The sequence below is a fragment of the Micromonospora sp. WMMC415 genome, from assembly GCF_009707425.1.
Lineage (GTDB): Bacteria > Actinomycetota > Actinomycetes > Mycobacteriales > Micromonosporaceae > Micromonospora.
On record NZ_CP046104.1, the window covers coordinates 4421710 to 4444509 of the forward strand.

Consider the following 22800-nt stretch of genomic DNA (forward strand, 5'->3'; position numbering starts at 1 on the left):
GCGCGGCACGCCGCTCGGCATGGGCTAGCCTGGCCTCTCATGGACGCCCCCGACGACCGGCTCGAACTGGTCGTCGACCCGGCCCGGCCCACCGGGCGCACCCTCCTCGCCGCCGGCGTCGAGCAGTCGTACGTGGACGTCGCCGATCCGCGGTACCTGCACTTCGAGTACGTCCGCCGGATGGCCGCCGTGATCGACCTGGCCGCACCCGCCGGCCGGCCGGTGCGGGCGCTGCACCTCGGCGGCGGCGCGCTGACGCTGCCGCGCTACCTCGCGGCGACCCGGCCCGGGTCGACACAGGTGGTCGTCGAGCGGGACCGGGCGGTCGTCGAGCTGGTGACGCGGGAACTCCCGCCCCCGCCGGTCGAGATCCACGTGGCCGACGCCCGCGAGGCGGTCAGCGCCGCCCCCGACGGCGCGTACGACCTGGTGCTGGCCGACATCTACCGGGCGGCCCGGATGCCGCCGCACGTCACCACGGTGGGGTTCGCCGCCGAGGTGGCCCGCGTGCTGCGCCCGGACGGCATCCACCTGGTCAACGTCACCGACCTTCCCCCGCTGGTCCACGCCCGCGTGCAGGCCGCGACACTGCGGGCGGTGTTCGCCGGCGTGTGCCTCGTCGCCGACCGGCGGATGCTGCGCGGTCGGCGGTACGGCAATCTCGTGCTCGCCGCCGGGCGGCGTCCCGGCCGGCTGCCGGTGCCGCGCCTGGTGGCACGCGCGCTGCGCGACCCGGTGCCGGGCGGGGTGCTGCACGGCCCGGCACTCAACGCCTTCGTCGCGGGCGCCCACCCCCGCACCGACCCGGCCGACGGTTAGGAAGGGACCCCTTTACAACGCGAGGCGTTAAGAGGGGGCCCTTCCTTACACGCGGGCGGGGAGTTCCGGTGAGCTGCTCTCCAGCGGCACGGCGTTGGCGGGCACCAGGCCCAGCTGCACCGCGGGGCGGGCCAGCGTCGCGTCAAGCACCCAGTCGGAGGCCACCCGGGCGCGGTTGCCCGGCATCGCGAGCAGGTGGTAGCCGCGGGTGACCGCCTTGGCGGGCAGCCCGGACAGGGGCACGTGCAGCGGGTTGGCGGCGGCGTCCCGTCCGCCGAGGTCGACCACCCAGCCCAGGTCGTGGTGCTTGTACGGCTTGCGCTTGCCCTGCCCGTACGACGCCGCGATGTTGTGGGCGACGAGTTTGCCCTGCCGCTGCGCGTGCTGCGCGGTCATCGTGCAGACCTCCCCGGGCCGGGTCACGTCGGGCACCGCGGCGGCGTCGCCGCACGCGTACACCTCGGGGAAGCCGGGGACGGTGAGGTACTCGTCGGTCACCAGGCGGCCCTTCTCGGTGCGCAGGCCGAGCTGGGCGACGAACGGGTCCGGGCGGACGCCCACGCACCAGACTAGCGTGCAGGTGGGGATGTAGTCGCCGTCGGTGAGCTTCACCCCGTCGGCGGTGGCGACGCCCACCGACGTGCCCATGCGCACGTCGACCCCGCGCCGGTCGAGGACCCGGTGGGCGGTGTCCGACATCTTCCTGTCCAGCTCGGGCAGCGCCCGGGACGCCACGTCGAGCAGCATCCACCGGGGCCGGATCTTGAGGCGGGGCCGTTGCGCGGACAGCCGGTCGGTGAAGAGTTGCCCGTGGGCGGCCACCTCGGTGCCGGTGTAGCCGGCGCCCACCACCACGAAGGTGGCCCGCGCACGCTGCTCGGCCGGATCGGTGGCCTGCTCGGCCAGCTCGATCTGCCGCACGACGTGGTCGTGCAGGTAGACGGCCTCGGGCAGGCTGCGGAAGCCGGTGGCGTACTCGGTCACCCCGGGGATGGGCAGCAGCTTGTTGACGCTGCCGACGGCGAGCACGAGACGGTCGTACGCGATCCGGTTGCGCTCCCCCTCCGGCTGGGTGAAGCCGACCCAGCGGTTCTGGAGGTCGACGTGGTCGGCCTCGCCGATGACGACGCGGACCCCGTCGAGGGTGCCGGTCAGCGGCACGGAGAGCCGTCGCGGCTCCACCACGCCGGCGGCGACCTCGGGCAGCAACGGCAGGTAGAGGAAGTAGTCGGTCGCGTTCAGCAGGACGATCTCGGCCCGGTCCTTCGCCAGGCGGCTGAGCGTCTTCGCCGCGTGGTACCCGGCGAACCCGGCCCCCACGATCACCACACGAGGCTTCGTCATGCCCGCTGCCGTTCCCACCGACACCCGGGACAAACGTGCCGGTCGGGCGCTCGTCCTCACCCGTCCCGGGTGAGGACGACTCACCCGAGGGGGGCGCACCCTTGTTCCACCACGAGACGGGAAGGGAGCGCCGCATGAGCGAGCCGACACCGAACGACCGGCGGGTGCCGACGTACCTGCGGCAGAGCGGCCGTACGCAGCTCACCCCGCGCCAGCGCCGGCGGGTGAAGCACAAGGAGGGCCACATCGAGAGCCTGGGAGGGCAGCGCCGCGAAGCCCGCGGTCCCGGTCGGTGACCCGGTCCGGCCTTCCCGGAGGCCGGACCAGCGAGGTCAGGGCGCGGTGATCGCCCAGCGCTCGTGGTCCCGCCACGCCCCGTCGACGTAGAGGTAGTCGGGCGAGTAGCCCTCCAGCCGGAAGCCGAGCTTGCGGGCCACCCGGCGGGACGCCTCGTTGCCCGGCTGGATGTTGGCCTCCAGCCGGTGCAGTCCGAGCGCGGTGAACGCGTGCCGCACCACCAGGCCGATCCCGGCCGAGGCGTGCCCGGTGCCGCTGTACGGCAGGAAGGCCGCGTAGCCGAGGAAGCCGCCGCGCAACGCGCCCAGGATGATGCCGCTGATGTTCGCGTACCCGGCGATGGCGCCGCTCGCGCGGTCGCAGATCAGGTAGCCGGAGTGGTCCTGGCGGCGCAGCTTCGCGAGGTACGCGGCGTACGCCGACGCGTCGTCGGGCGCGGACAGCCAGGGGTGGTGCAGTTCGCGGCTGCGGCGGGCGGCGGCGACGAACTCGGCCTCGTCGGTGGGACGGGGACGGCGGATGCCCACCCGCCCGTCGCTGCACAGGTACCTCACGGCGCCCCACTCTGGCCGCTCGTCGCGCCGGTGTCCACCCGGCGTCGGTCAGAGCGGACGCGGGTGCGGCTGGTCGAGCGGCATCGGCACCTGGAGGAAGGTGCTGCCCCGCAGGTCCAGCCAGGCGCGATCGGGGGCGCGCACCAGGCGCAGCATCACCGCGGTGCAGTTCGGGCAGCGCGCCACCAGGCCGGGGGCGTGCGACCACACCTGGAGCGTGGCCAACGGGCCGACCATCCCGCAGTTCTCGCAGCGGCCGGTGGCGGAGCTCAGGTCGACCGCGAACAGTTCCCGCAGCGGCCCGTCCAGCATGTTGCCGTCCAGGTAGGACATCTCGGTCATGGTTTCCCTCTCGGCGGGTCAGCCGGTCGGCCCGAACCGTTCGGTCCGCACCCGGCGGGTCTCGTGTCCCAGGCCGACCAGCAGGTCGGCGACCGTCTCCACGAAGCCGGTCGGGCCGCAGACGTAGCACAGCGGTTGCAGGTCGGGTGGCCAGCCGTGGCTGTTGACGTCGGCGAGGCCGATGCGGTGCGGCTCCCCCCGCCAGCCCTCCGGGGCCTCCCGGGTGTACACGTACGCCACGTCGAGGCCGAAGTCGTCGCGGACCCGGCGGCGCAGCTCGTCGGCGTAGAAGACGTCCACCGGCGTGCGGACGGAGTAGAGCAGCCGGAACGGCGCGCGGCTGCCGGCGGCGCGCCGGGCCCGGACCATCGCCATCAACGGCACGACCCCCGACCCGCCCCCCACCAGCAGCACCGGCGCGGTCTCCGCCGGCCGCCACACGAACCAGCCGCCGACCGGGCCGCGCACCTCCACCGGGTCACCCACGGCGTACGTGTCGATGAGGTACGGCGACACCTCGCCGTCGGGCACCCGCTGCACGGTCAGCTCGATCCGGTCCCCGTCGGCGGGCCCGGCCAGCGAGTACGACCGGGCCGCCTGGTAGCCGTCCTCGGCGGTGAGCCGCACGTCGAGGTGCTGCCCGGCGAGGTGCCCCGGCCAGCCGGGGACCTCCAGGACGAGGGTCTGCGCGGTCGGCGTCTCCGTCCGGCGCTCGACGAGGCGGCCCACCCGCCAGGTCAGCGGGGCGACCCGGGCGCCCGCCGTCGGTGCCGCCATCAGTCGCCCTGGTACCGCTGCTCACGCCACGGGTCGCCGTAGTCGTGGTAGCCGGCGGTCTCCCAGAACCCGGGCTGGTCGGTGGTGCCCAGCCGGATGCCGCGCACCCACTTCGCGGACTTCCAGAAGTACAGGTGCGGCACCAGCAGCCGGGCCGGCCCCCCGTGCTCGGCGTGCAGCGGCCCCCCGTCGTACGTGTGCGCCACCCAGGCCCGCGCGCCGCGCAGGTCGGCCAGGGGCAGGTTGGTCGTGTAGCCGCCGTACGAGTGGGCCAGCGCGTAGTGGGCGGCGGTGTCGACGCCGCCGAGCAGCGTGTCCAGGGAGACGCCCCGCCAGTCGGTGTCGCGCTTGGACCAGCGGGTCACGCAGTGGATGTCGACGGTCACCGTCTCCTGCGGCAGGGCCATCATCTCGTCCCACGTCCACCGGTACTCGACGCCGGTCTCGGCGGTGATGACGAACTCCCAGGTGTCCAGGGGCACCTTCGGGGTCGGGCCGGCCGACAGCACCGGGAAGTCCTCGGTCAGGTACTGGCCCGGCGGCAGGGCCGGCTCCGCCGAGCGGGGCCGGCCCTGGAAGCCCGGTGACACGATTCCCACCCGTCAGTCCTACCACCCCGGGCGGGGGGTCCGTGCCCGCTCGGGGGAAGGGACCCGCGGCGGGTGACCGTCACCGGCGCTCGACGACGATCTCCCGCTCGCCCGGTGTGCGCTCGCGGGTGGCGCGCAGGCTGGTGAGGGTGACCACCACGAGCACCACGACGATCACGGCGAGGGAGATCGGCGTGGGGATCTCCGGCACGCCAGCCCAGATGCCGTGCGCCCAGTGCAGGGCCAGCTTGACACCGATGAAGCCGAGGATGATCGACAGGCCGTAGGTGAGGTGGACCAGCCGGCTCAGCGCGGCGTGCAGGACGAAGTAGAGCGCCCGCAGGCCCAGCAGGGCGAACGCGTTGGTGGCGAAGACCAGGTACGGGTCCTCGGTGATGCCGTAGACGGCGGGCACCGAGTCGACGGCGAACACCACGTCCGTGGCGAGCACCGCCACCACCACGAGGGCCAGCGGCGTGAGCGTCCGCCGGCCGTCGATGCGGACGGTCATCCTCGTGCCGTGGTAGTCCTCGGTGACCGGCATGAACCTCCGCAGCAGACGCACCGAGCGCATCTTGTTGATGTCGACCTCCTGCTGGTGGCCGGAGAGCGCGTCCCGCAGCAGCTTCACGGCGGTGACCAGCAGGATGGCGGCGAAGAGCAGGAAGGCGAAGTCGAGCGTCTGCAGGGCGGCGGCGCCGAGGGCGATGAAGATCGCCCGGAGCACGAGCGCGCCGGCGATGCCGTAGAGCAGAACCCGCTGGGCGAGCACGGCGGGCACCGCGAAGGCGGCCAGCAGCAGCATGAAGACGAACAGGTTGTCGACCGACAGCGACTTTTCGACCAGGTAACCGGTGAGGTAGTCGATGCCCTGTTTCGACCCGTACCGGGACCAGATCCACGCGCCGAAGGCCAGCGGCAGGGCGATGTAGAACGCCGACCAGCCGAGCGCCTCCCGCAGCGACACCTCGTGCGGTCGCCGGGTCACCAGGAAGTCGAGCACCAGGAGCGCGAGCACGCCGGCGATGGTGACGGCCCACAGCGTAGGAGTGCCGACCGACTGGAGATCGGCGGCAAGGTGCAACTCAGTCATGGAGCCTCCTCGAACACGGTGTCATGCTCGAGGTCTCCTTCACCCGCTTTCGTGGGCAACCACCCGAGGCGTGCTCCGGGCACGCCGTACTGACCGGCATGGTTCGTGGGAAGTACTCCCCTCGTGGCACAAGGTTAGGTCAGCCGGTTTCCGACCGCCAAGCGCGGTACGCCCCGAGCCCGGCGGATCACCGTGCGGCAGGGCCACCCCGATCCGGTCGTCGGCCACCTTCCCGTCCACCCGGTCGCGTTCCCGGCCCCTTGACCGCGCAAACACCGGACCGCCTATCGTGGCCCGGTGACCGAGGACGTCCCAGCCGGCCCCCTCGCCGGCGTACGGGTGATCGAGCTGGCCGGGATCGGGCCGGGACCGTTCACCGCGATGATGCTGGCCGACCTGGGCGCGGACGTGGTCCGCGTGGACCGGGTGACCGACGTGGACCCGTCCGCGTTCGGCAGCCCGCACCCGGACCTGCTCAACCGCGGCCGCCGCTCGATCGCGGTCGACCTGAAGTCACCGGACGGCCGGGACGTGGTGCTCGCGCTGGCGGCCGGGGCGGACGCGCTGATCGAGGGCTTCCGGCCGGGCGTGACCGAGCGGCTGGGCCTCGGGCCGGCGGACTGCCACGCGGTCAACCCGCGCCTGGTGTACGGGCGGATGACCGGCTGGGGACAGGACGGCCCGGCCGCCCCGTACGCGGGGCACGACATCGGCTACGTCGCGCTGACCGGGGCGCTGCACGGCATGGGGCGGGCCGGCGAGCGGCCGGTGCCGCCGATGAACCTGCTCGGCGACTTCGGCGGCGGCGGGATGATGCTGGCCCTGGGCCTGGTCAGCGCCCTGTACGCGGCGCGCGGCGGCGCCCCGGGCCAGGTGGTGGACGCGGCCATCGTGGACGGCGTGTCGGTGCTCAGCACCCAGATCCACGCGTTGCGGCGGCTGGGCATGTGGCAGGACCCGCGCGGCGTGAACCTGCTCGACGGCGGCGCGCCGTTCTACGACACGTACGAGTGCGCCGACGGCAGGCACGTCGCGGTGGGCGCGCTGGAGCAGCGCTTCTACGACGAGTTGGTGCGGCGGACCGGCTTCCCGCTGCCCGGCGACGAGGCACTGGACCGCACCGACCCGGCGAACTGGCCGGCGCTGCGGCAGGCGTGGGCGCGGCTGTTCCGGACCCGGACCCGCGACGAGTGGGCGGCGCTGCTCGCCGACTCGGACGCCTGCGTGGCCCCCGTGCTGGACTGGGCCGAGGCCCCGGCACACCCGCACCTGGCCGCGCGCGGCACGTTCGTCGAGCGGGACGGTGCGACGCAGCCGGCGCCCGCTCCGCGCTTCTCCGGCACCCCGACGGCGCTGCGTCGCCCACCGCCGCAGCCGGGCGAGCACACCGACGAACTGCTGGCCGGAGCCGGCTTCGACGCCGACCGGATCGCCGCCCTCCGCACCAGCGGCGCAATCGCCTGAGGTGTAAGGAAGGGCCCCCTGTTAACGCCTGCGGTAGTGGAAGGGGTCCTTGTTAACAGCCGTCAGGGCCGGCGCAGCGTCGCGCCCGGGGCGAGTGCCGGCTCCACCATGTCCCGGTAGTCGCGGGGCAGTTGCACCACCACGTCGTCGAACTCGCCGCCGCTGATCGCCTCCCGCAACGTGGTGAACACCGCCCGCACCGCGTCCCGGGCGGTCGACTCGTCCACGTGCGCCCGCGCCGCCACCCGGGTCACGAACTCCGCCGCCCCGACGCGCTGCGCCGACTCGTTGTCCGGGCCCGGCTTCAGCACCAGCTGCAACGGGCGGGGCAGCTGCACGGCCAGGTCCAGCACCTCCCCGCCGGTCAGCCGCTCCGCCAGGGTCTCCAGCGTCGCCCGGGTCAGCTCCACCGCCTGCTCGGACGGGGTACGGGTGCGCTGCGCGACCTGGTCGATGAAGGTGTCGTAGTTCATGCGTACTCCCTCGGAATCCGGCCCCGCGGGTACCCGCAACCCGGCCCGGAAAACGGCCCGGTTACCCGCCGGTCGGGGGCGTGAGTCCGGCCCGGACGGGTAACCGCCGCCGGTCGTGACCGGATCGATGCCGGAGGAGCTCACCATCATGGCGACGTACGCCGACGTGCTGCAGTACCTGTCGAGCCTGGACTACCCGGCGGAGAAGGACGACGTGGTACGCGAGGCCGAACGGGAGGGCGCCCCGCCGGACGTGCTGCGCGCCCTGCGTGCCCTGCCGCCCCAGGTCGACTACGCCAACGGCAACGAGGTGGCCCGCTCCGCGGGCATCGAGGCCGCCCCGGAGGTCGGCCCCTCCCAGCGCGCCGCGCAGGCGAGGGAGCGGCACCAACGGGTGTCGCAGCACCTGCGCAGCATCTGACGCGTACGTAAGGTGCGGATGCCGGACGGGCACCCGCCGGCCGCGGTCCAGCTCACCGTCATGGGCGTGGTCGGCGTGGTGACTGGTGCCGTCAGCGTGGCGCTCGGCATGGAGACCCTCGCCCCCCTGATCGGGTGGGACGCCGCCGCGTTGACGTGGCTGGTGCTGGTGTGGCACAAGCTGTGGCCGCTGGACGCCGAGGACACCGCGCGGCTCTCGCTGCGCGAGGACCCGAACCGGGCCGTACGGGACGTGCTGTTGCTGGTGGCGTGCGTGGCCAGCCTGCTGGCGATCGGGTTCGTGGTGACCACCGCGCACAGCGCGCCCACCCGGGCGGTCCGGGACGCCTTCGGCGGTGTGGGTGTGCTGAGCGTGCTGCTGTCGTGGTTCGTGGTGCACACCGTCTTCGCCGCGCGGTACGCCCGGCTCTACTACATGGACGACGCCGGCGGAATCGAGTTCAGCCAGACCGGCCCGCCCTGCTACACGGACTTCGCGTACCTCGCGTTCACCGTCGGTGCGACCTTCCAGGTGTCGGACACGACGATTACCAGCATCGAGATGCGCCGGACCGTGCTGCGGCACTCGATGGTGTCGTACCTGTTCGGGGCGTTCGTCGTCGCGGCGATCGTGAACCTGCTGGTCAGTTTGCCGAGGTGAGCCGGCCCGGACAGGCCGGCGCCCCGGGCCGCGAACCGCGACCTGGGGCGCCATACATGGACCTGTCCCGGTGGTCTGCGCGCCCGAACCGGATCGCGCTCACCAGGCAGTTGCCCTACGCCCGAACCGGGCGGGCATCTCTGCCGCGCTCAGCATACGACATGACATCCCCCGAACGGGTGGAAATTCCGGATGACTGTGGGCTGGCGCACGTCGCGTCAGCGCATCAGTTCCGCGTACCGCTGCTCCAGATCCACCCTGGCCAGTGCGCCCACCAGCCAGGCCAGCCGCTCCGACTCGCCGCTGCCGGCGAGGCCGGCGAGGTCGTCGGCGGAGCGCCCCAGCCCGAGCCGCCGCGCCGCGACCAGCGCGCGCCGGTCGGCCACCGGCGCCACCTCCCGCCACAGCGCCTGCGCCTCACGAAGGAAGAGGTCGGCCACCGTGCCGTCCACACCGGGCAGCTCGGTGAGCAGCGCCCGCTCCCGGGCCGGATCGTGGTGGGCGAGAGACCGCAACCGGCGCAGGTCGCCGCGGTACCGCTCGACGACGGTACGCGCCAGATCGCCGAGGGTCGTGGCGAGGGCGTCGACGTCCCCCCGCTGGCCGCTCTCCCGCAGCACCCGCATCCGGTCGGCGTGCAGGGAACGGGCCAGCCGCGCGGCGCTGTCCCACCCGTTCGCGGGCAGGGCGTGCGCGCTGTCCAGGGCGCGCCGGAAATCGCCCCGCCGGGCCAGCAGCACGGCGAGACACAGAATCTGGAACAGGCTCGACGGGTTGTTGGTGACCCGGAAGCCGTACTGCTCGGCGAAGCCTCGCCCGCCGCCGGCCAGCCGGCGGACCAGGCGCTTCTTGTCCTCGATGGTGGAGATGCTCGGCATGGGCCGCGACTACCCGTCCCGCGCCGGCCCACGCCTGCCCGGCGACGACCGCTCAGCCGTGCACGCCGCCGCTGCGGTCGCGGGCCTTCAGCCGGGTGGTGGGCAGCGCGGGTGCGGGCAGCGGCGGCGCCGGGTCGTCGGCGACCACGCCGAAGCGGCGCCCGGCCATCCAGTCCTCCCGGGCGGCGGCGACCTCCTCGTGTGAACGCCCGACGAAGTTCCACCACATCACCAGCGGCTCGTCGAACGGCGTGCCGCCGAGCAGCAGCAACCTGCTTCCCGGCTCACCGCGCAGGGTCAGCCGCTCCCGCCCCGTGCCCAGGTAGAGCAGCGCCCCCGGGGTCAGACCCACCCCGTCCACGTCGGCGGCGCCGGACATGGCCAGCAGCCCGTACTCGAAGTCGGGGCGCAGCCGCAGCGTGGCCGGCGCCGGGCCGCGCGGCTCGAGCTGCGCGCCCAGCAGCGGCGTGTGCACCACCGCCGGGGAGCGCTCGCCGGCCAGCTCGCCCACCAGCAGGGTCACGTCGAGGTCGTCGTCGCGCCAGCGCGGCAGCTCCGCGTGGTGGGCGAAGTCCGCCGCGCCGGCCCGCGCCGGGTCCGGCAGCGCCACCCACAGCTGCACGCCGTGCATGAGGGGCGGATGCTGCGCCGGCGACCGTTCGGAGTGGGCGATGCCGTGCCCCGAGGTCATCACGTTGAGCTGGCCCGGGCGGATCGGCTGCACGTTGCCGAGGCTGTCGCGGTGCAGGATCTCCCCGTCCAGCAGCCAGGTCACCGTCTGCAGGCCGGTGTGCGGGTGCGGCGGCACCTCCATGCCGGGCCGCTCGGCGACGTCGTCCGGGCCGAAGTGGTCGACGAAGCACCACGCCCCGACGAGTCGCCGCTGCCGCTGCGGAAGCAGCCGCCGCACCGTCGTGTACCGCCCCAGCGGCACGTCGTGGCCGGGCAGCAGCACGCTGCCGGGATCCACCGTCGCCACACCAGGTGGGCGGGTCTCCGCCGGCATCTTCTCGGTACGCTCCACGGCCCGACTGTACGCCCACCGACCTGCGCTCAACCCCAGGTGACCGTCACCGCGGTGGCGCCCGCGGACCGGCCCGGCTCCGGAACGGGCAACCCGCCGCCACCAGCAGCCGTCCGGCGTACGACCACGGCGGCCGTGCTCCGACGGCCGCAGCCACGGGCGGGCGCTGCCCGGTCGGTGGATCGGGCTGGGGTTGGCTCGCGTGCTGGGCTCCGTTGGTGACGCCTACGGCACAGACGCCGCTGGCCGGCACCCGGGTTCGGGTGCCGGCCAGCGGCGTGGTTCCCCCCTTGTGAGGAAAGACTGTGGGTCAGTTGTTCCAGTGCTCGGCGACGAGGTCGGCGGCCTGGGTCTCCCACTGGGCGTAGTGGAACGGGTAGGCCGACACCTGCACCGTCTGGGCGGCCTTGGTCAGCGGCATGTCCTGCCAGCCGTCGACCTGCTTGAGACCCTTCAGGAACGCCAGCGTGGAGTATTCGGGGTCGGTGATCTGCTCGACCGTGCCCCACCCGCTGGACGGGCGCTGCTGGAACAGGCCCTGCGAGTCGTGGTCGTTGCGCTCACCCAGGTGACCCAGGTTGACCAGCTTCGACTCCTGCAACGCGGTGGCGATGGCCACCACGGCGGCCCGCTCGTCCATGTCGGCCTTCTTCGTCGCCGCGATGATCGCCTTCACATTCGCGGTCTGCTCGTCGTCCAGGTCGATGCGGGACTGCTTGCCCTGCACACCGTGCGGAATCAGCTTGCCGGTGTCGGGCTTGTCGGCCAGCACCGTGGCGGCGACCGGCTTCGACTCCACCGACGGGGCGGCGGTGGCGGGGCCGGCGACCATGCCACCGGCGAAGGCCAGACCAGCGATACCGAGAACGCTCTTACGCAGCAGCTTCGAGTTCATGACAAGCTCCATTCGGGGGAAGACGCCACCCACCCGCAAAGGGGGGACAAGGGGTGTGGTGACGCAAGCACCGTCCGGCGCTCACAGACATTCAGGGGATGACCACCAGGCCCAAGGGGGCGGGCAGGTGGTGATCGAAAGACCGGCGAACCGGGGCCGGCGGCCCTCGTGGTGCCGGGTCCAGATGTAACGACCACCGGCCCGCCATCATTCCGGCCGGGCCCGAGGACCATGCCCCACCCGCTCGGGTGGGCGGCCCTACTCGATCGTCCAGGTGATGTAACGACCCCGCCCCCGCCACCATTCCACCCCCACGATGCCGCCGACCACACCCCCAAAACCCGACACCCGGGCGTGACACGGCACAGACCAACCGGACACACCACCCAGCCAGCGCACGCGACGCATCGAGATCACGGAGGAATTCGGCCCCTCCAGGGGCCAAACCCTTCCAAGATCTCGCCCCGGCACAGGGCTCCAACCCCGACCAGGTCAACGGCGAGCACATGACCGACGGCACGCGTCGGTGAACCGGACAGGGGTGACGGTCCGTACTCGGGGACGGTTCGGCGAAGTCGCCGACGCGGGCGGCAACGGGGCCGCCGGGAGCGATCGAAGGGACGTGTCGGGATGCCGGAGACCGTCGAGACGGTGTTCGCCCGGGTGGTCACCCGGAACCCGGGTGAGCCGGAGTTCCACCAGGCGGTTCGGGAGGTGTTGGAGAGCATCGGGCCGGCCCTGGCGCGACACCCGGAGTACGCCGAGGCGCGGATCATCGAGCGCATCTGCGAGCCGGAACGGCAGGTGATCTTCCGGGTGCCGTGGGAGGACGACCACGGCCGGGTGCGGGTGAACCGGGGCTTCCGGGTCGAGTTCAACAGCGCGCTCGGCCCGTTCAAGGGTGGGCTGCGTTTCCACCCGTCGGTGTACCTGGGGATCGTCAAGTTCCTGGGCTTCGAGCAGATCTTCAAGAACGCGCTGACCGGGCTGCCGATCGGCGGCGGCAAGGGTGGGGCGGACTTCGACCCGAAGGGCCGCTCGGACCGGGAGGTGATGCGCTTCTGCCAGAGTTTCATGACGGAGCTCTACCGGCACATCGGTGCGCAGACCGACGTGCCGGCCGGGGACATCGGCGTGGGCAGCCGGGAGATCGGCTACCTGTTCGGGCAGTACAAGCGGATCACCAACCGCTACGAGTCGGGGGTGCTCACCGGTAAGGGCCTGGCGTACGGGGGTGCGCAGGCGCGCCGCGAGGCGACCGGGTACGGGGCGGTGTTCTTCGCCGAGGAGATGTTGAAGCAGACCGGGGACGGCATGGACGGCAAGCGGGTGGTGGTCTCCGGCTCGGGCAACGTGGCGATCTACGCGGTCGAGAAGGTGCACCAGCTCGGCGGGACGGTGGTGGCCTGTTCCGACTCGAACGGGTACGTGCTCGACGAGAAGGGCATCGACCTGGAGCTGCTGCGGGAGTTGAAGGAGGAGCGCCGGACCCGGCTGGAGGACTACGTACGCCATGTGCCGCACGCGGTCGCGGTCGCCGGCCGTACCGTCTGGGAGGTGCCCTGCGACGTGGCCCTGCCGTGCGCGACGCAGAACGAGATCGGCGGCGCGGAGGCCGCGGAGCTCGTCGCCGGCGGCTGCGTCGCGGTGGTCGAGGGGGCCAACATGCCGACCACCCCGGAGGCGGTGCGGATCCTCGGGCGGGCGGGGGTGCGGTTCGCCCCGGGCAAGGCGGCGAACGCGGGCGGGGTGGCGGTGAGCGCGCTGGAGATGCAGCAGAACGCCAGCCGCGACTCGTGGACCTTCGCGCAGTCGGAGCAGCGGCTGCGGGAGACGATGCGGGACATCCACGCCCGCTGCTGGGCGACCGCCGAGGAGTACGGGCTGCCCGGTGACTACGTGGCCGGGGCGAACATCAACGGGTTCCGCCGGGTGGCGGAGGCGATGCTGGCGCACGGGGTGGTGTGACTGACCGGTCGGTCAGTCGGTTCCATTGACACCGGTGGAACGGCGCGCCTACGTTCAGGTCCCTACCGGTCGGTAGGCCACCGTCCCGCCCGCTCACCACCGGGCGGCCACCGTCCCAGCGGGAGCGCCGATGCTGTCCTCGACCGCCCGTACCGTCCGACGTCTTCTCGGCGCCGGCGTGGCCCTGACCCTGACGGTCGGGCTCGCCGGCGCCGTGCCCGCGACCGCCGCCCCCGACCGCCACGGCGACGGCACGCAGCCGCTGCCCGGCTACACGATCAGCAACCCGCCGCTCGACCCGCTGGTGGTGGGCGGCGCGCCCACCACCGTCCGGCAGGGCGTCCACCGCCACTCCGCCTACATCGTCGAGGTCCCGGCGAAGTGGAACGGCGACCTGGTGATGTGGGCGCACGGCTATCGCGGGCAGAGCACGGTCCTGTCGCCGGAACCGCCCGGGTTCGGGTTGCGGCAGCGCCTGCTGGAGCAGGGGTACGCGTGGGCGTCCTCCTCGTACTACCGCAACGGCTTCGACATCAGGGCCGGCGTGTTGAGCACCCGGGACCTGGCCGACCACTTCCGTCGGGAGGTGCGGCGCCCGCACCGGACGTACCTGGCGGGCGCGTCGATGGGCGGCTACGTGATCGCCCGCTCGCTGGAGCAGTATCCCGGCTTCTACGCCGGCGCGCTGCCGCTGTGCGGGGTGCTCGGCGACCAGACGCTGCTGGACTTCTTCCTCGACTACAACCTGGTCGCGCAGGCCCTCGCCGGGGTCGACGCCTACCCGGTGCCGGCCGACTATTTGACCGCCGTGGTGCCGCGGATCCAGGTGGCGCTGGGCCTGACCGGGGTGACGCCCACGAGCCCGGGGATCACCAACGAGCGGGGGCGGCAGCTTCGGGACATCACCGTCAACCGGTCGGGCGGGCCGCGTCCCGGGGCGGATGTCACGTTCGCGATCTGGAAGGACTTCCTGTTCGGGATCAGCGTGCCCAACGGTGGTGACTCCCCCGCCGAGCGGCCCGGGCAGCTCGCCACCAACCTGTTCACCCGGTACGCGCCGAACAGCCCGGTGGACGTCAACGCCGCCGTGCGGCGCGTCGCCCCGGAGAACCTGCGGCAACGGCTGTCCCCGACCCTGACCGAGGTGCCCCGCGTCGCCGGCCGGCCCACCGCGCCGGTGCTCAGCCTGCACAACCTCGGCGACCTCTTCGTACCGTTCTCGATGGAGCAGGCGTACGCCCGCGACGTCGCGAAGCACGGCCGGAGCCGGCTGCTGGTCCAGCGGGCGGTCCGGGCCGCGCAGCACTGCGAGTTCACCCCGGCCGAGGCCGGCGCCGCCTGGGACGACCTGGCGTCCTGGGTACGCACCGGCAAGCGCCCGGCCGGCGACACCGTCACCGACCCGGCGGTGGTGGCGGCGGCGGACTACGGCTGCCGGTTCAGCGACCGGGCCGCGTACGCCGCCGGCGTCGGCACCCGCCGCCTCTACCCCGCCTGCTGACGAGCGCACCACGGGGCGGGCGCCCGCCGGGAGATCGACCCGGCGGGCGCCCGCCCACGACATGTCCGGGCCCTGCCCGGCGCGCGGTCACGTCAGCGGACGCTCCGGGCGTTGAAGCGGTGCCGCTGCCGCCACGCGAGCGTCATCAGCAGCAGGACGGCACCGGTGGCCACCAGACCGCCACCGACCTTCATCGGCGTGCTGGTGCTGGCACCCGTCACCGGCAGCGCGCTCTTCTTCTTGCGCAGGACGGTCACCTGGGCGGTGTCCGTACGGCCGGTCTCGCCGACCGCCTCGAAGAGGAAGTAGCCGGTGCGGCGCGGCGTGTAGGTCACCTCGAAGGTGCCGTCGGCCCGGGCGGCGAACGCCGCCAGGTCCGGTTCGTCGCGGCTGGGCCGGTAGGCGACCGGCGTCATCGCGACCCGGTCGCCGCTGCTGCCGCGTACGGCCGTCATGGCGTTGGCCAGCGGGCTCGAGGACACCCGGATGACGATGCGCTCGCCGGGGTTCCAGCCCCGTCCGAACAGCGTCACGGTCTCGCCGAGGATGATCTGGGGGTCGTCCACGGACAGCTCGACCCCACCCGGTGGGTACACCGGTGGTTGCGTCGGCTGCGGCTGCGCCGCCCCCGCCGCGGTCGGCGCGGCCGCGACGGCCAGACCGACCGTGAGCGCCATGATGATGCGGGATAGCCGCATGATTGGTTCCCTCCTACTGGTCACAGCTTGGTGCGGTAGTTACTTGGGTGGTCCATGGAGTGGCGGTGGGGGTCAGCCACAGTTCGGCCGTCCCACTGCCGGTCTTCGCGGTGTGCACGGTCACCTCGACGGTCCGGGAGGCCCCCGGTGGGACTTCGATGTTCGCCGTGGCCACCTGCCGTTTCCGCTCGGTGCCGGTGCCCACCGGGAGGTCGGCGCCGTCGAGCCGCGCGCCCTGCACGCCGCCGCCGGCCGGGCTGTAGACCGACACGAGCGTGCGGACGGTGTAGGGATCGCCCGCCAGGCCGAGACCGAGCACGGACTCGCTGAGTCCCGTCTTCGGCGCCGTCGAGCGCAGGGTGACCCGCAACCGCAGTTCCCTGCTTCCGTCGTCCTGGCAGTCGCCGACCGTCAGGGTCGCCTCCGGCCGGAGGTAGTAGCCGAGCTTCGCGCCGCTGCCGTCGTTGAGGAACACGCCGACCGTCGGCACGGTGTCCTTCTCCGGAAGCACCCCGGCCATCCGGCTGTCGCCGAGCGTCCGTTGCTCTTCAGGTCGGGCACTCCAGAACAATATCCGGCGTTCGGTGACACTACGGTCAAATGCGGACAATAGCCCCATCGGGTCGACATTCTTCGTGAACAGCGTGTGGAACACCGATGCCGCGGCGGTCGCGAAGTACTCGTCCTGCTCACGCAGGTCGAGGCGTTGATAGGCCTCGCTGAGCAACGTCCGCACCACGGTGTCCGCCGCCAGCGGCACCCCGCCGGGAACCATGACCGGGCCGGTGGCCTTCAGCAGGTACGACAGGACGACCGGGTCGACGGCGAGGACACCGTCCACGGCCGTCCCGGTCTTTCGGCGGTACATCTCCCGGTAGAGAGCGGCCGCCGTCGGGAAGTGCGGGGTGAGGTTGACGTCGGCCGGATAGATCCCGGGCAGGTCACCCCAGAGGGCGCGGACCTCCTCCGGGACCTTCAGTACCTTGGTGAACCGGCCGAGCTGCGCGCTCGTGCCCTGGCGGCCGAGCCGCACCCGCCCGCCCTCGGCGTGCAACAGGGCGTACGCGCCGATGAGGCCGCCGGTGGCCCGGAGTTCGGCGGGGTTCTGCGAGACCAGCAGGTAGCTGCGCGGGCCGTCGACACCGAGCAGCGGCGGTAACAGCCGGGTGGCCTGGCCGGCCGCGGCGGTCAGGCCGGCGAGCCGGTCGATCTCTCCCCGCAGGCCGGCGAGGGCCGCCCGGACCTGGTCGACCAGGCCGGCGGTGGGCACCTCGGCGAGACTCGCCCGGCTCCGTCGCACGGTGGCGTCGATCGCCGCGAGGTCGGTGGAGAGGGCGCGCAGCCGCTGGACGTCGAGCCGCCCCGCCTTCGGCAGCAGGGTGCTCAGGTCGGTCCGCAGCAGCGCCGGGAACGCCTCCCGGGCCAGGTCGTCGATGGCGACGGCGATCTGCCGGACGGCCACCAGGTTGTCCCCGGCGTACGGGGCCTGCCGGCCGAGCCGCCAACCGGGGTCGCCGGTGGCCGCGCGGGCGGCGGCAGCCTGTTCCTGCAGCGCGGCGAGCGTGCGCCGGGCCCGCTCGGTGTCCCCGGTGACCACCTGGGCGCTGAGGTCACGGGCGAGCCCCGCGGCGTTGACCAGGTGGGCGCGGGCCTGCCAGCCCCGGAAGCCGACCCAGCCGGCCGAGACCAGCAGCACCGAACCGGCCACCAGAGCGGCGAGCAGCGCGCGCCGCAGGCGGGCCTGCCGACGCCGGCGGGATCGACCGCGCCGTCGACGCGGTGCCTCGCTCTCCCTCACAGACACTCCGTTCCCCCGGAATCGGACACTAGGGACGATTTCTCCGTCGTTCTTAACACGTAACGACCGACGTAGTGGGAAATTGACGGTCTTGACCGTTACGAGAGTGAAGCTCGTACTCCAGCGCGCGACGCCGCGCCCGGTCGGGCACGGCGTCGCGGTCGGTATGGGATCAGCTCAGCGAGCGGCGGCCTCGTACAGCAGCCGCTCGATGCGGTCCACACCGGCCTGCATGGACATCTGCCGCAGGTACGCCTCGCGGCCCCGGCGGCCCATCTCGGCCCGGGCGCCCGACGGGATCGTGGCGGCCAGCCAGAAACGGTCGGCGAGCGTCGCCCAGTCCTCCGGCGGGCAGGACAACCCGGCACGGGCCCGCTCGACCAGCTCGGCGGCGTCCCCGCCGGCCGACACGACGACCGGCGCCGCGCAGGAGAGCGCCGCCTGGAGCTTCCCGGGCAGGGTGCTGCGCAGCTCCGGCAGGTCCCGCAGCATGACCAGCTGGTAGTCGGCGGCGGCGTACAGCTCCGGCATGTCCAGCGGCGAGCGCCGCTCGACGAACCGCACGTTGTCGGCGCGCAACTCGGCGGCGAGCCCCCGCACCCGCCGCTCCTGCTCGCCCGACCCCACCAGGACCAGATCCATCGTGCGGTCGAGCGCCACGGCCGCCCGTACCGCCGTCTCCAGGCCCTGTCGCGCGCCGATGGTGCCGGCGTGCATGACCACGCACCGGTCGTCCCGGCGGACCAGCCGTCGCGCGGCCGGGCTGGGTCGGGCCGGCTGGAAGATCCGCTCGTCGGTCCAGTTGAGGACCACGTCGACCCGGGCCGGGTCGGCCCCGGCGGCCACCACCAGCTCGCGCATCGACGGTGCGGCGACCGCGACCCGGTCGGCCGCCCGGTAGGTCCGCGCCATCGCCCCGGCCACCCGGGCCTTCCACCGGCCCTGCTCGCCGGCGGCGGGCTCCTCCTCGGCCCACACGTCCTGCACGTGCAGGACGGTCGGCACCCGGCCGAGCAGCCGCAGCAGGGCCGCGGCGGCGAACGCGGTCGCCGGCGGCTGGTGCACGTAGAGGGCGTCGACGCCGGCGAGGAACCGCCGGCCGACCAGGGACGCGCTGCCGGCGAACGACAGGTAGCCGGCCATCCGGCTCCGGACCGACCCGTCTCCCCCGGCGTAGCGGGGCACCCGGCGCACGGTCAGCCGCTCGCTGCGGGTCTCGTGGTGCCAGCGCTGGCGCCACCCCGGATAGATGTGGCCGCCCGGATAGTCCGGGAAGCCGGTCAGCACCCGCACCTCGTGGCCACGGCGGGCCAGCTCCTCGGCGAGGCTGCCGGGGATGAAGGCCGGTTCCGGTGGAAAGTGGTACGACAGGATGCCGATCCTCATCGCGACTCCCCGATGCTCGGCGCGGCACGGTGACGCGCCCGGCGGGTGTCCACGTACGATGCGGGCAACCCCTCCGCGTCCGGCCGCCCGTGCCGGACGCCCGCCGTCTCCGCGTCCGCAAGAGGGGTCCTGATGATCGACCGGGTGCTGTTCGTCTGCCACGCCAACCTGTGCCGGTCACCGATGGCCGAGTACCTGGCCCGACGGCTGCTGGCCGACCGCCCGGTCGAGGTGGCCAGCGCCGGCACCGACGCCGTCGACGACCTGTCCATGCACCCGTACGCGGCCGAGGTCGCGGCCGGGACCGGCGCGGACCCGACCGGGTTCCGCACCCGCCGGTTGCGCCGCGAGCACCTGACCGGCGCGACGCTGGTGCTGACCGCGACCCGGCGCCAACGTTCGGTGTGCGCCACCCTCGCCCCGGCCGTACTGCACCGGACGTTCACCCTGCGCCAGTTCGGGCGGCTCGCCGCCGCGGCGGAGCCGGCGTCGACGCCGGCCGACGACCCGCTGCGCGCCGCGGTCGAGGCCGCCGCCCGCGCCCGGGGGCGACTGCAACCAGCCGCCCCCGACGCGGATGACCTGCGGGACCCGATCGGCGGCACGGCCGCCGACTTCCGACGCTGCGCCGAGGAGATCGAACGGTCGCTGCGACCCCTCGCGGCGCTCATCGGGACAGCCGGGTGAGTTCCTGCGTGTGGTCGCTGACCACGCCCGGCTGCCCGGCGTGCCGGGGACCGGCGACCCGCTCGGCCGGCACGGCGGGCGGCTCCGCGGCCGCGACCACCCGGTAGGCCTCGTACTGGTAGGCCTCGGCCTTCGGCACCTTGGCCATGTTGAGGACGCAGCCGAGCAGCCGCACCGAGACCGAGTGCAGCGACCGGGCGGCGGTGGCCACCTGCGAGCGGGACGTCCGGCCCTGCTGGGTCACCAGCAGGGCGCCGTCGGCCTGGACGGCGACCACGACGCCGTCGGTGACGGCGAGCAGCGGCGCGGTGTCGATGATGACGATGTCGGCCGATTCGCGCAGCGCCAGCAGCAGGTCGGCCATCGCCTTCGAGCCGAGCAGTTCGCTCGGGTTGGGCGGAGCCGAACCGCTGGGCAGCACCAGCAGTGACTTGTCGCCCCAGCGCTGGACGACGTCCCCGACCTGCACGTCGCCGACCAACACGTCGGTGAGCCCGACGCCGTTGTCCAGCCCGAGGTAGTCGCCGACCTTCGGGCGACGCAGGTCCGCGTCGACCAGCAGCACCCGCCAGCCGGCCTCGGCCAGCGCGATGGCGAGGTTGCAGGAGAGGGTCGTCTTCCCCTCGCCCTGCAACGCGCTGGTGACGGCGATGACCCGGGCCGGCTCGTGCACGTCGACGAAGCGCAGGTTCGTCCGCAGTTTCCGGACCGCCTCGGCCCGGGCGGAGGTGGCGGCCTCACCGACGATCAGCGGGGAGGCCTTCGCCGTGCCCTCGTACGGGATCTCCCCGAGCAGCGGACTGCCGGTGACGCGCTGGAGACCGGCGGCGTCGCGCAGCCGGACGTCGGCGAGCCCGCGGAGGATCGCCAGGCCGACACCGGCGAGCAGGCCGATCAGCGCTCCGATCGCGAAGTTGCGGACCGGCTGCGGGGAAACCGGGGTCGGGCTGACCCGCGGCCCACTGACGACCTCGATCTTGATCGGGCCGGCCTTGCCGTCCGGTGTGGTCTCGACCTTCTGCACCAGTTCGACGAACTTCGCCGACAGGGCCTCGGTGACCCGCAGCGCGCGGGTCTGGTCGGTGTCGGTGACCGAGGCGCGCAGCAGGACCGTACCGGCCTCGGTGGAGGTGCTCACCCGTCGCTGGACCTGCTCGGCGGTGAGCCCGACCGGGTTGTCGGCCACCACGCTCTGCGCGAGGCGGTCGCTGGTCAGCAGTTCCGCGTACGACTTCACGCGCTGCTGGAGGAACAGACCGCCCTGGTAGGCGTCGGTCACCCCCTGGCTGGGCGTGGTGACGAAGAAGGTCACCGAGGCGACGTACCGGGGCTGGGCCCGGACGGTGACCAGGGCGGTGACGCCCATCGCGACCAGGAGCGTGACGAGGACGATCCACCAGTGCCGGCGCACGAGGCGGAGGTGGCGGTACAGGTCCATCAGGCGCGCCTCCGTACCAGGCCGGTAACGCCAAAGAACTTCACGAAAACCCCCAAGGTCGTCTTAATCGCGTGAAACCATTAAAGCGGCTCGTGCGTCTTATGTCCGGAGTTATGCATTTTCGACTAACAGCCGGGCACACATTTCCCCAGGGACAAACGGAACGGCGCGAGCGAGGTCACGTCGTCTCCGTTCGCGGCCGTTCGCCCGGCTGGATAGGGTTACGGGCGGTGTGCCGGGAAGCCTGGTCGGCGATCGATGCCTCCTGCCCTCGACCCACCGGATGGATCACGCATGACCGACCGCACCCCGCAGCCCGGCCGCTTCCGGCTGTTCTCGCGTACCTCCTGGCCGGAGGCGCGCTTCCTGGCCGACGTGCTGCGCACCGAGACGGTTGGCGGCGGCCTGCTGCTGCTCGGCGCGGTCGTAGCGTTGATCTGGGCGAATTCGCCGTGGGGGGACGCGTACACCGCGGTCACCAAGTGGGTGCCCTGGTCCGGCGGCTCGGCCCTGCACCTGGACCTGACGCTCGCGAAGTGGGCGGCCGACGGCCTGCTGGCGATCTTCTTCTTCGTGGTCGGCCTGGAACTCAAGCGCGAGTTCGTCGCCGGGGAACTGCGCGACCCGCGGCGCGCCGCCCTGCCGGTGGTCGCCGCGCTCGGCGGAATGGCGATGCCCGCGCTGATCTACGTGGGGGTCAACCTCGCCGCGGGCGGCGAGGGCCTGCGGGGCTGGGCGATCCCCACCGCGACCGACATCGCCTTCGCCCTGGCGGTGCTGGCCGTGATCGGCTCCTACCTGCCCCAGGGGCTGCGGGCCTTCCTGCTCACCCTCGCCGTGGTCGACGACCTCTTCGCCATCACGATCATCGCCATCTTCTACACCGACGACTTCAGCCTGCTGCCGCTGCTCGGCGCGCTGGCGCCGATCGCGCTGTTCGGGCTGCTGGTGCAGCGCCGCCGAACCTGGTGGTGGGCCCTCATCCCGCTCGCCGTGGTGGCCTGGACGCTGGTGCACGCCTCCGGCGTGCACGCCACGGTGGCCGGCGTCCTGCTCGGCTTCACCGTCCCGGTGCTACGCGGCAAGGAGGGTGACCGGCACGGGCTCGCCGAGCACCTGGAGCACCGCTGGCGGCCGGTGTCCGCGGGCTTCGCCGTGCCCGTCTTCGCGTTCTTCGCCGCCGGGGTGTCGCTGCGCGACGCCGACCTGGGGGCGGTGGTCACCGACCCGATCGTCGTCGGCATCGTGGCCGGGCTGGTGCTCGGCAAGGCGATCGGCATCCTCGGCTCGACGTTCCTGCTGGCCCGGTTCACCCGCGCCCAACTCGACGAGGACATCACCTGGTCGGATCTGCTCGGCGTCGCCCTGCTCGCCGGCATCGGCTTCACCGTGTCACTGCTGATCGGCGAGCTGGCGTTCGGCACCGGAACCGCGGCGGACGGCAACGTGAAGGCCGCGGTGCTCAGCGGCTCGCTGATCTCGGCCCTGCTCGCCACCGCCGTCCTGGTCCGCCGCAACGCCGCCTACCGGCGGATCGCCGAGGCGGAAAAGGTGGACTCGGACCGCGACGGCATCCCCGACGTCTACCAGCGCCGCGACGCCTGACCGGAGCACCTCGCGGGGGCGGGCGCCGGACGGACACCGCTGTCGGGGCCGGGCACCGCGGCGGGCCGGGCGGGGGCCGCCCGGTGCC

The 22800-nt window shown here is 73.2% G+C and carries 23 protein-coding genes; 9 read left to right on the forward strand and 14 right to left on the reverse strand.

Annotated elements, in window-relative coordinates:
- The first annotated feature begins 39 nt into the window (after positions 1-39).
- Positions 40-819, forward strand: coding sequence for a spermidine synthase (locus GKC29_RS20845; protein WP_155332420.1), 780 nt, complete (start codon positions 40-42; stop codon positions 817-819).
- A 45-nt stretch (positions 820-864) separates the two neighbouring features.
- Here the strand turns inward: GKC29_RS20845 and GKC29_RS20850 are convergent, their stop codons facing one another.
- Entirely contained in the window at positions 865-2163 is a 1299-nt protein-coding gene (locus GKC29_RS20850; RefSeq protein ID WP_155332421.1) for an NAD(P)/FAD-dependent oxidoreductase, read from the reverse strand.
- 134 nt (positions 2164-2297) lie between these two features.
- On the opposite strand from GKC29_RS20850, the gene GKC29_RS20855 reads away from it, so the two are divergent.
- Entirely contained in the window at positions 2298-2459 is a 162-nt protein-coding gene (locus GKC29_RS20855; RefSeq protein ID WP_155332422.1) for a hypothetical protein, read from the forward strand.
- A 36-nt stretch (positions 2460-2495) separates the two neighbouring features.
- On the opposite strand, the gene GKC29_RS20860 is transcribed toward GKC29_RS20855, so the two are convergent.
- The 5 genes from GKC29_RS20860 to GKC29_RS20880 all read right to left on the reverse strand — a co-directional run bounded on the left by GKC29_RS20860 (position 2496) and on the right by GKC29_RS20880 (position 5816).
- Complete coding sequence (locus tag GKC29_RS20860) at positions 2496-3014, reverse strand: GNAT family N-acetyltransferase (protein ID WP_155332423.1); 519 nt, start codon at positions 3012-3014, stop codon at positions 2496-2498.
- A 48-nt stretch (positions 3015-3062) separates the two neighbouring features.
- On the reverse strand, positions 3063-3356 hold the full coding sequence (locus GKC29_RS20865; RefSeq protein WP_155332424.1) for a DUF6510 family protein: 294 nt from the start codon (positions 3354-3356) through the stop codon (positions 3063-3065).
- Between the two features lie 18 nt (positions 3357-3374).
- The gene (locus tag GKC29_RS20870) at positions 3375-4133 is read right to left on the reverse strand and encodes a ferredoxin reductase (RefSeq protein ID WP_155332425.1); all 759 of its coding nucleotides are present in this window, start codon (positions 4131-4133) and stop codon (positions 3375-3377) included.
- Positions 4133-4723, reverse strand: coding sequence for a sulfite oxidase-like oxidoreductase (locus tag GKC29_RS20875; RefSeq protein ID WP_230689095.1), 591 nt, complete (start codon positions 4721-4723; stop codon positions 4133-4135). The genes GKC29_RS20870 and GKC29_RS20875 overlap by 1 nt, the downstream gene beginning before the upstream one ends.
- Before the next feature lie 79 nt (positions 4724-4802).
- Entirely contained in the window at positions 4803-5816 is a 1014-nt protein-coding gene (locus GKC29_RS20880) for a TerC/Alx family metal homeostasis membrane protein (protein ID WP_155332427.1), read from the reverse strand.
- 297 nt (positions 5817-6113) lie between these two features.
- Here GKC29_RS20880 and GKC29_RS20885 point away from each other — a divergent pair, with 297 nt between their 5' ends.
- Positions 6114-7280, forward strand: coding sequence for a CaiB/BaiF CoA-transferase family protein (locus GKC29_RS20885; protein WP_155332428.1), 1167 nt, complete (start codon positions 6114-6116; stop codon positions 7278-7280).
- Between the two features lie 62 nt (positions 7281-7342).
- Here GKC29_RS20885 and GKC29_RS20890 read toward each other — a convergent pair whose 3' ends face one another.
- Entirely contained in the window at positions 7343-7753 is a 411-nt protein-coding gene (locus GKC29_RS20890; protein WP_155332429.1) for a DUF2267 domain-containing protein, read from the reverse strand.
- 127 nt (positions 7754-7880) lie between these two features.
- Between GKC29_RS20890 and GKC29_RS20895 the strand changes: the two genes are divergently transcribed.
- Together GKC29_RS20895 and GKC29_RS20900 are read left to right on the forward strand one after the other, a co-directional pair.
- Positions 7881-8174 (forward strand): DUF2795 domain-containing protein, encoded by a 294-nt coding sequence (locus tag GKC29_RS20895; RefSeq protein WP_230688737.1) that lies wholly within the window; start codon positions 7881-7883, stop codon positions 8172-8174.
- Between the two features lie 18 nt (positions 8175-8192).
- A complete protein-coding gene (locus GKC29_RS20900) occupies positions 8193-8834 on the forward strand; it encodes a DUF1345 domain-containing protein (protein ID WP_155332430.1) in 642 nt (213 codons plus the stop codon).
- 218 nt (positions 8835-9052) lie between these two features.
- On the opposite strand, the gene GKC29_RS20905 is transcribed toward GKC29_RS20900, so the two are convergent.
- From GKC29_RS20905 to GKC29_RS20915, 3 genes are all read right to left on the reverse strand, one after another.
- Entirely contained in the window at positions 9053-9712 is a 660-nt protein-coding gene (locus GKC29_RS20905; protein ID WP_155332431.1) for a hypothetical protein, read from the reverse strand.
- Between the two features lie 52 nt (positions 9713-9764).
- Entirely contained in the window at positions 9765-10736 is a 972-nt protein-coding gene (locus tag GKC29_RS20910) for a pirin family protein (protein WP_155332432.1), read from the reverse strand.
- A gap of 310 nt (positions 10737-11046) precedes the next feature.
- A complete protein-coding gene (locus tag GKC29_RS20915) occupies positions 11047-11631 on the reverse strand; it encodes a hypothetical protein (protein WP_155332433.1) in 585 nt (194 codons plus the stop codon).
- Between the two features lie 630 nt (positions 11632-12261).
- Between GKC29_RS20915 and gdhA the strand changes: the two genes are divergently transcribed.
- On the forward strand, positions 12262-13599 hold the full coding sequence (gene gdhA / locus GKC29_RS20920) for an NADP-specific glutamate dehydrogenase (protein WP_155332434.1): 1338 nt from the start codon (positions 12262-12264) through the stop codon (positions 13597-13599).
- A gap of 130 nt (positions 13600-13729) precedes the next feature.
- Positions 13730-15100, forward strand: a complete 1371-nt coding sequence (locus tag GKC29_RS20925; protein WP_155332435.1) for a hypothetical protein — start codon at positions 13730-13732, stop codon at positions 15098-15100.
- A 92-nt stretch (positions 15101-15192) separates the two neighbouring features.
- Here the strand turns inward: GKC29_RS20925 and GKC29_RS20930 are convergent, their stop codons facing one another.
- The 3 genes from GKC29_RS20930 to GKC29_RS20940 all read right to left on the reverse strand — a co-directional run bounded on the left by GKC29_RS20930 (position 15193) and on the right by GKC29_RS20940 (position 18982).
- Positions 15193-15798: a hypothetical protein gene (locus GKC29_RS20930; protein ID WP_155332436.1), complete on the reverse strand. Its 606-nt coding sequence runs from the start codon at positions 15796-15798 to the stop codon at positions 15193-15195.
- Between the two features lie 13 nt (positions 15799-15811).
- Complete coding sequence (locus GKC29_RS20935) at positions 15812-17596, reverse strand: DUF4012 domain-containing protein (protein ID WP_155332437.1); 1785 nt, start codon at positions 17594-17596, stop codon at positions 15812-15814.
- A gap of 177 nt (positions 17597-17773) precedes the next feature.
- Positions 17774-18982 (reverse strand): glycosyltransferase family 4 protein, encoded by a 1209-nt coding sequence (locus GKC29_RS20940; RefSeq protein ID WP_155332438.1) that lies wholly within the window; start codon positions 18980-18982, stop codon positions 17774-17776.
- A 132-nt stretch (positions 18983-19114) separates the two neighbouring features.
- Here GKC29_RS20940 and GKC29_RS20945 point away from each other — a divergent pair, with 132 nt between their 5' ends.
- Positions 19115-19669 carry a low molecular weight phosphatase family protein gene (locus GKC29_RS20945; RefSeq protein WP_155332439.1) on the forward strand — a complete coding sequence of 185 codons (555 nt, stop codon included), beginning with the start codon at positions 19115-19117 and terminating at the stop codon, positions 19667-19669.
- Here the strand turns inward: GKC29_RS20945 and GKC29_RS20950 are convergent.
- Positions 19650-21107, reverse strand: coding sequence for a polysaccharide biosynthesis tyrosine autokinase (locus tag GKC29_RS20950; RefSeq protein WP_155332440.1), 1458 nt, complete (start codon positions 21105-21107; stop codon positions 19650-19652). The two genes, GKC29_RS20945 and GKC29_RS20950, sit on opposite strands and share 20 nt — an antisense overlap.
- A 294-nt stretch (positions 21108-21401) precedes the next feature.
- On the opposite strand from GKC29_RS20950, the gene nhaA reads away from it, so the two are divergent.
- Positions 21402-22712, forward strand: coding sequence for a Na+/H+ antiporter NhaA (gene nhaA, locus GKC29_RS20955; RefSeq protein ID WP_155332441.1), 1311 nt, complete (start codon positions 21402-21404; stop codon positions 22710-22712).
- Positions 22713-22800: the final 88 nt, after the last annotated feature.

Coding starts and splice junctions, on each gene's coding strand:
- GKC29_RS20930 (WP_155332436.1), bottom strand. CDS start 15,798: ATGCGGCTATCCCGCATCATCATGGCGCTCACGGTCGGTCTGGCCGTC.
- gdhA (WP_155332434.1), top strand. CDS start 12,262: ATGCCGGAGACCGTCGAGACGGTGTTCGCCCGGGTGGTCACCCGGAAC.
- GKC29_RS20950 (WP_155332440.1), bottom strand. CDS start 21,107: ATGGACCTGTACCGCCACCTCCGCCTCGTGCGCCGGCACTGGTGGATC.
- GKC29_RS20880 (WP_155332427.1), bottom strand. CDS start 5,816: ATGACTGAGTTGCACCTTGCCGCCGATCTCCAGTCGGTCGGCACTCCT.
- GKC29_RS20850 (WP_155332421.1), bottom strand. CDS start 2,163: ATGACGAAGCCTCGTGTGGTGATCGTGGGGGCCGGGTTCGCCGGGTAC.
- GKC29_RS20940 (WP_155332438.1), bottom strand. CDS start 18,982: ATGAGGATCGGCATCCTGTCGTACCACTTTCCACCGGAACCGGCCTTC.
- GKC29_RS20890 (WP_155332429.1), bottom strand. CDS start 7,753: ATGAACTACGACACCTTCATCGACCAGGTCGCGCAGCGCACCCGTACC.
- GKC29_RS20925 (WP_155332435.1), top strand. CDS start 13,730: ATGCTGTCCTCGACCGCCCGTACCGTCCGACGTCTTCTCGGCGCCGGC.
- GKC29_RS20915 (WP_155332433.1), bottom strand. CDS start 11,631: ATGAACTCGAAGCTGCTGCGTAAGAGCGTTCTCGGTATCGCTGGTCTG.
- GKC29_RS20855 (WP_155332422.1), top strand. CDS start 2,298: ATGAGCGAGCCGACACCGAACGACCGGCGGGTGCCGACGTACCTGCGG.
- GKC29_RS20870 (WP_155332425.1), bottom strand. CDS start 4,133: ATGGCGGCACCGACGGCGGGCGCCCGGGTCGCCCCGCTGACCTGGCGG.
- GKC29_RS20905 (WP_155332431.1), bottom strand. CDS start 9,712: ATGCCGAGCATCTCCACCATCGAGGACAAGAAGCGCCTGGTCCGCCGG.
- nhaA (WP_155332441.1), top strand. CDS start 21,402: ATGACCGACCGCACCCCGCAGCCCGGCCGCTTCCGGCTGTTCTCGCGT.
- GKC29_RS20895 (WP_230688737.1), top strand. CDS start 7,881: ATGCCGGAGGAGCTCACCATCATGGCGACGTACGCCGACGTGCTGCAG.
- GKC29_RS20945 (WP_155332439.1), top strand. CDS start 19,115: ATGATCGACCGGGTGCTGTTCGTCTGCCACGCCAACCTGTGCCGGTCA.
- GKC29_RS20845 (WP_155332420.1), top strand. CDS start 40: ATGGACGCCCCCGACGACCGGCTCGAACTGGTCGTCGACCCGGCCCGG.
- GKC29_RS20900 (WP_155332430.1), top strand. CDS start 8,193: ATGCCGGACGGGCACCCGCCGGCCGCGGTCCAGCTCACCGTCATGGGC.
- GKC29_RS20865 (WP_155332424.1), bottom strand. CDS start 3,356: ATGACCGAGATGTCCTACCTGGACGGCAACATGCTGGACGGGCCGCTG.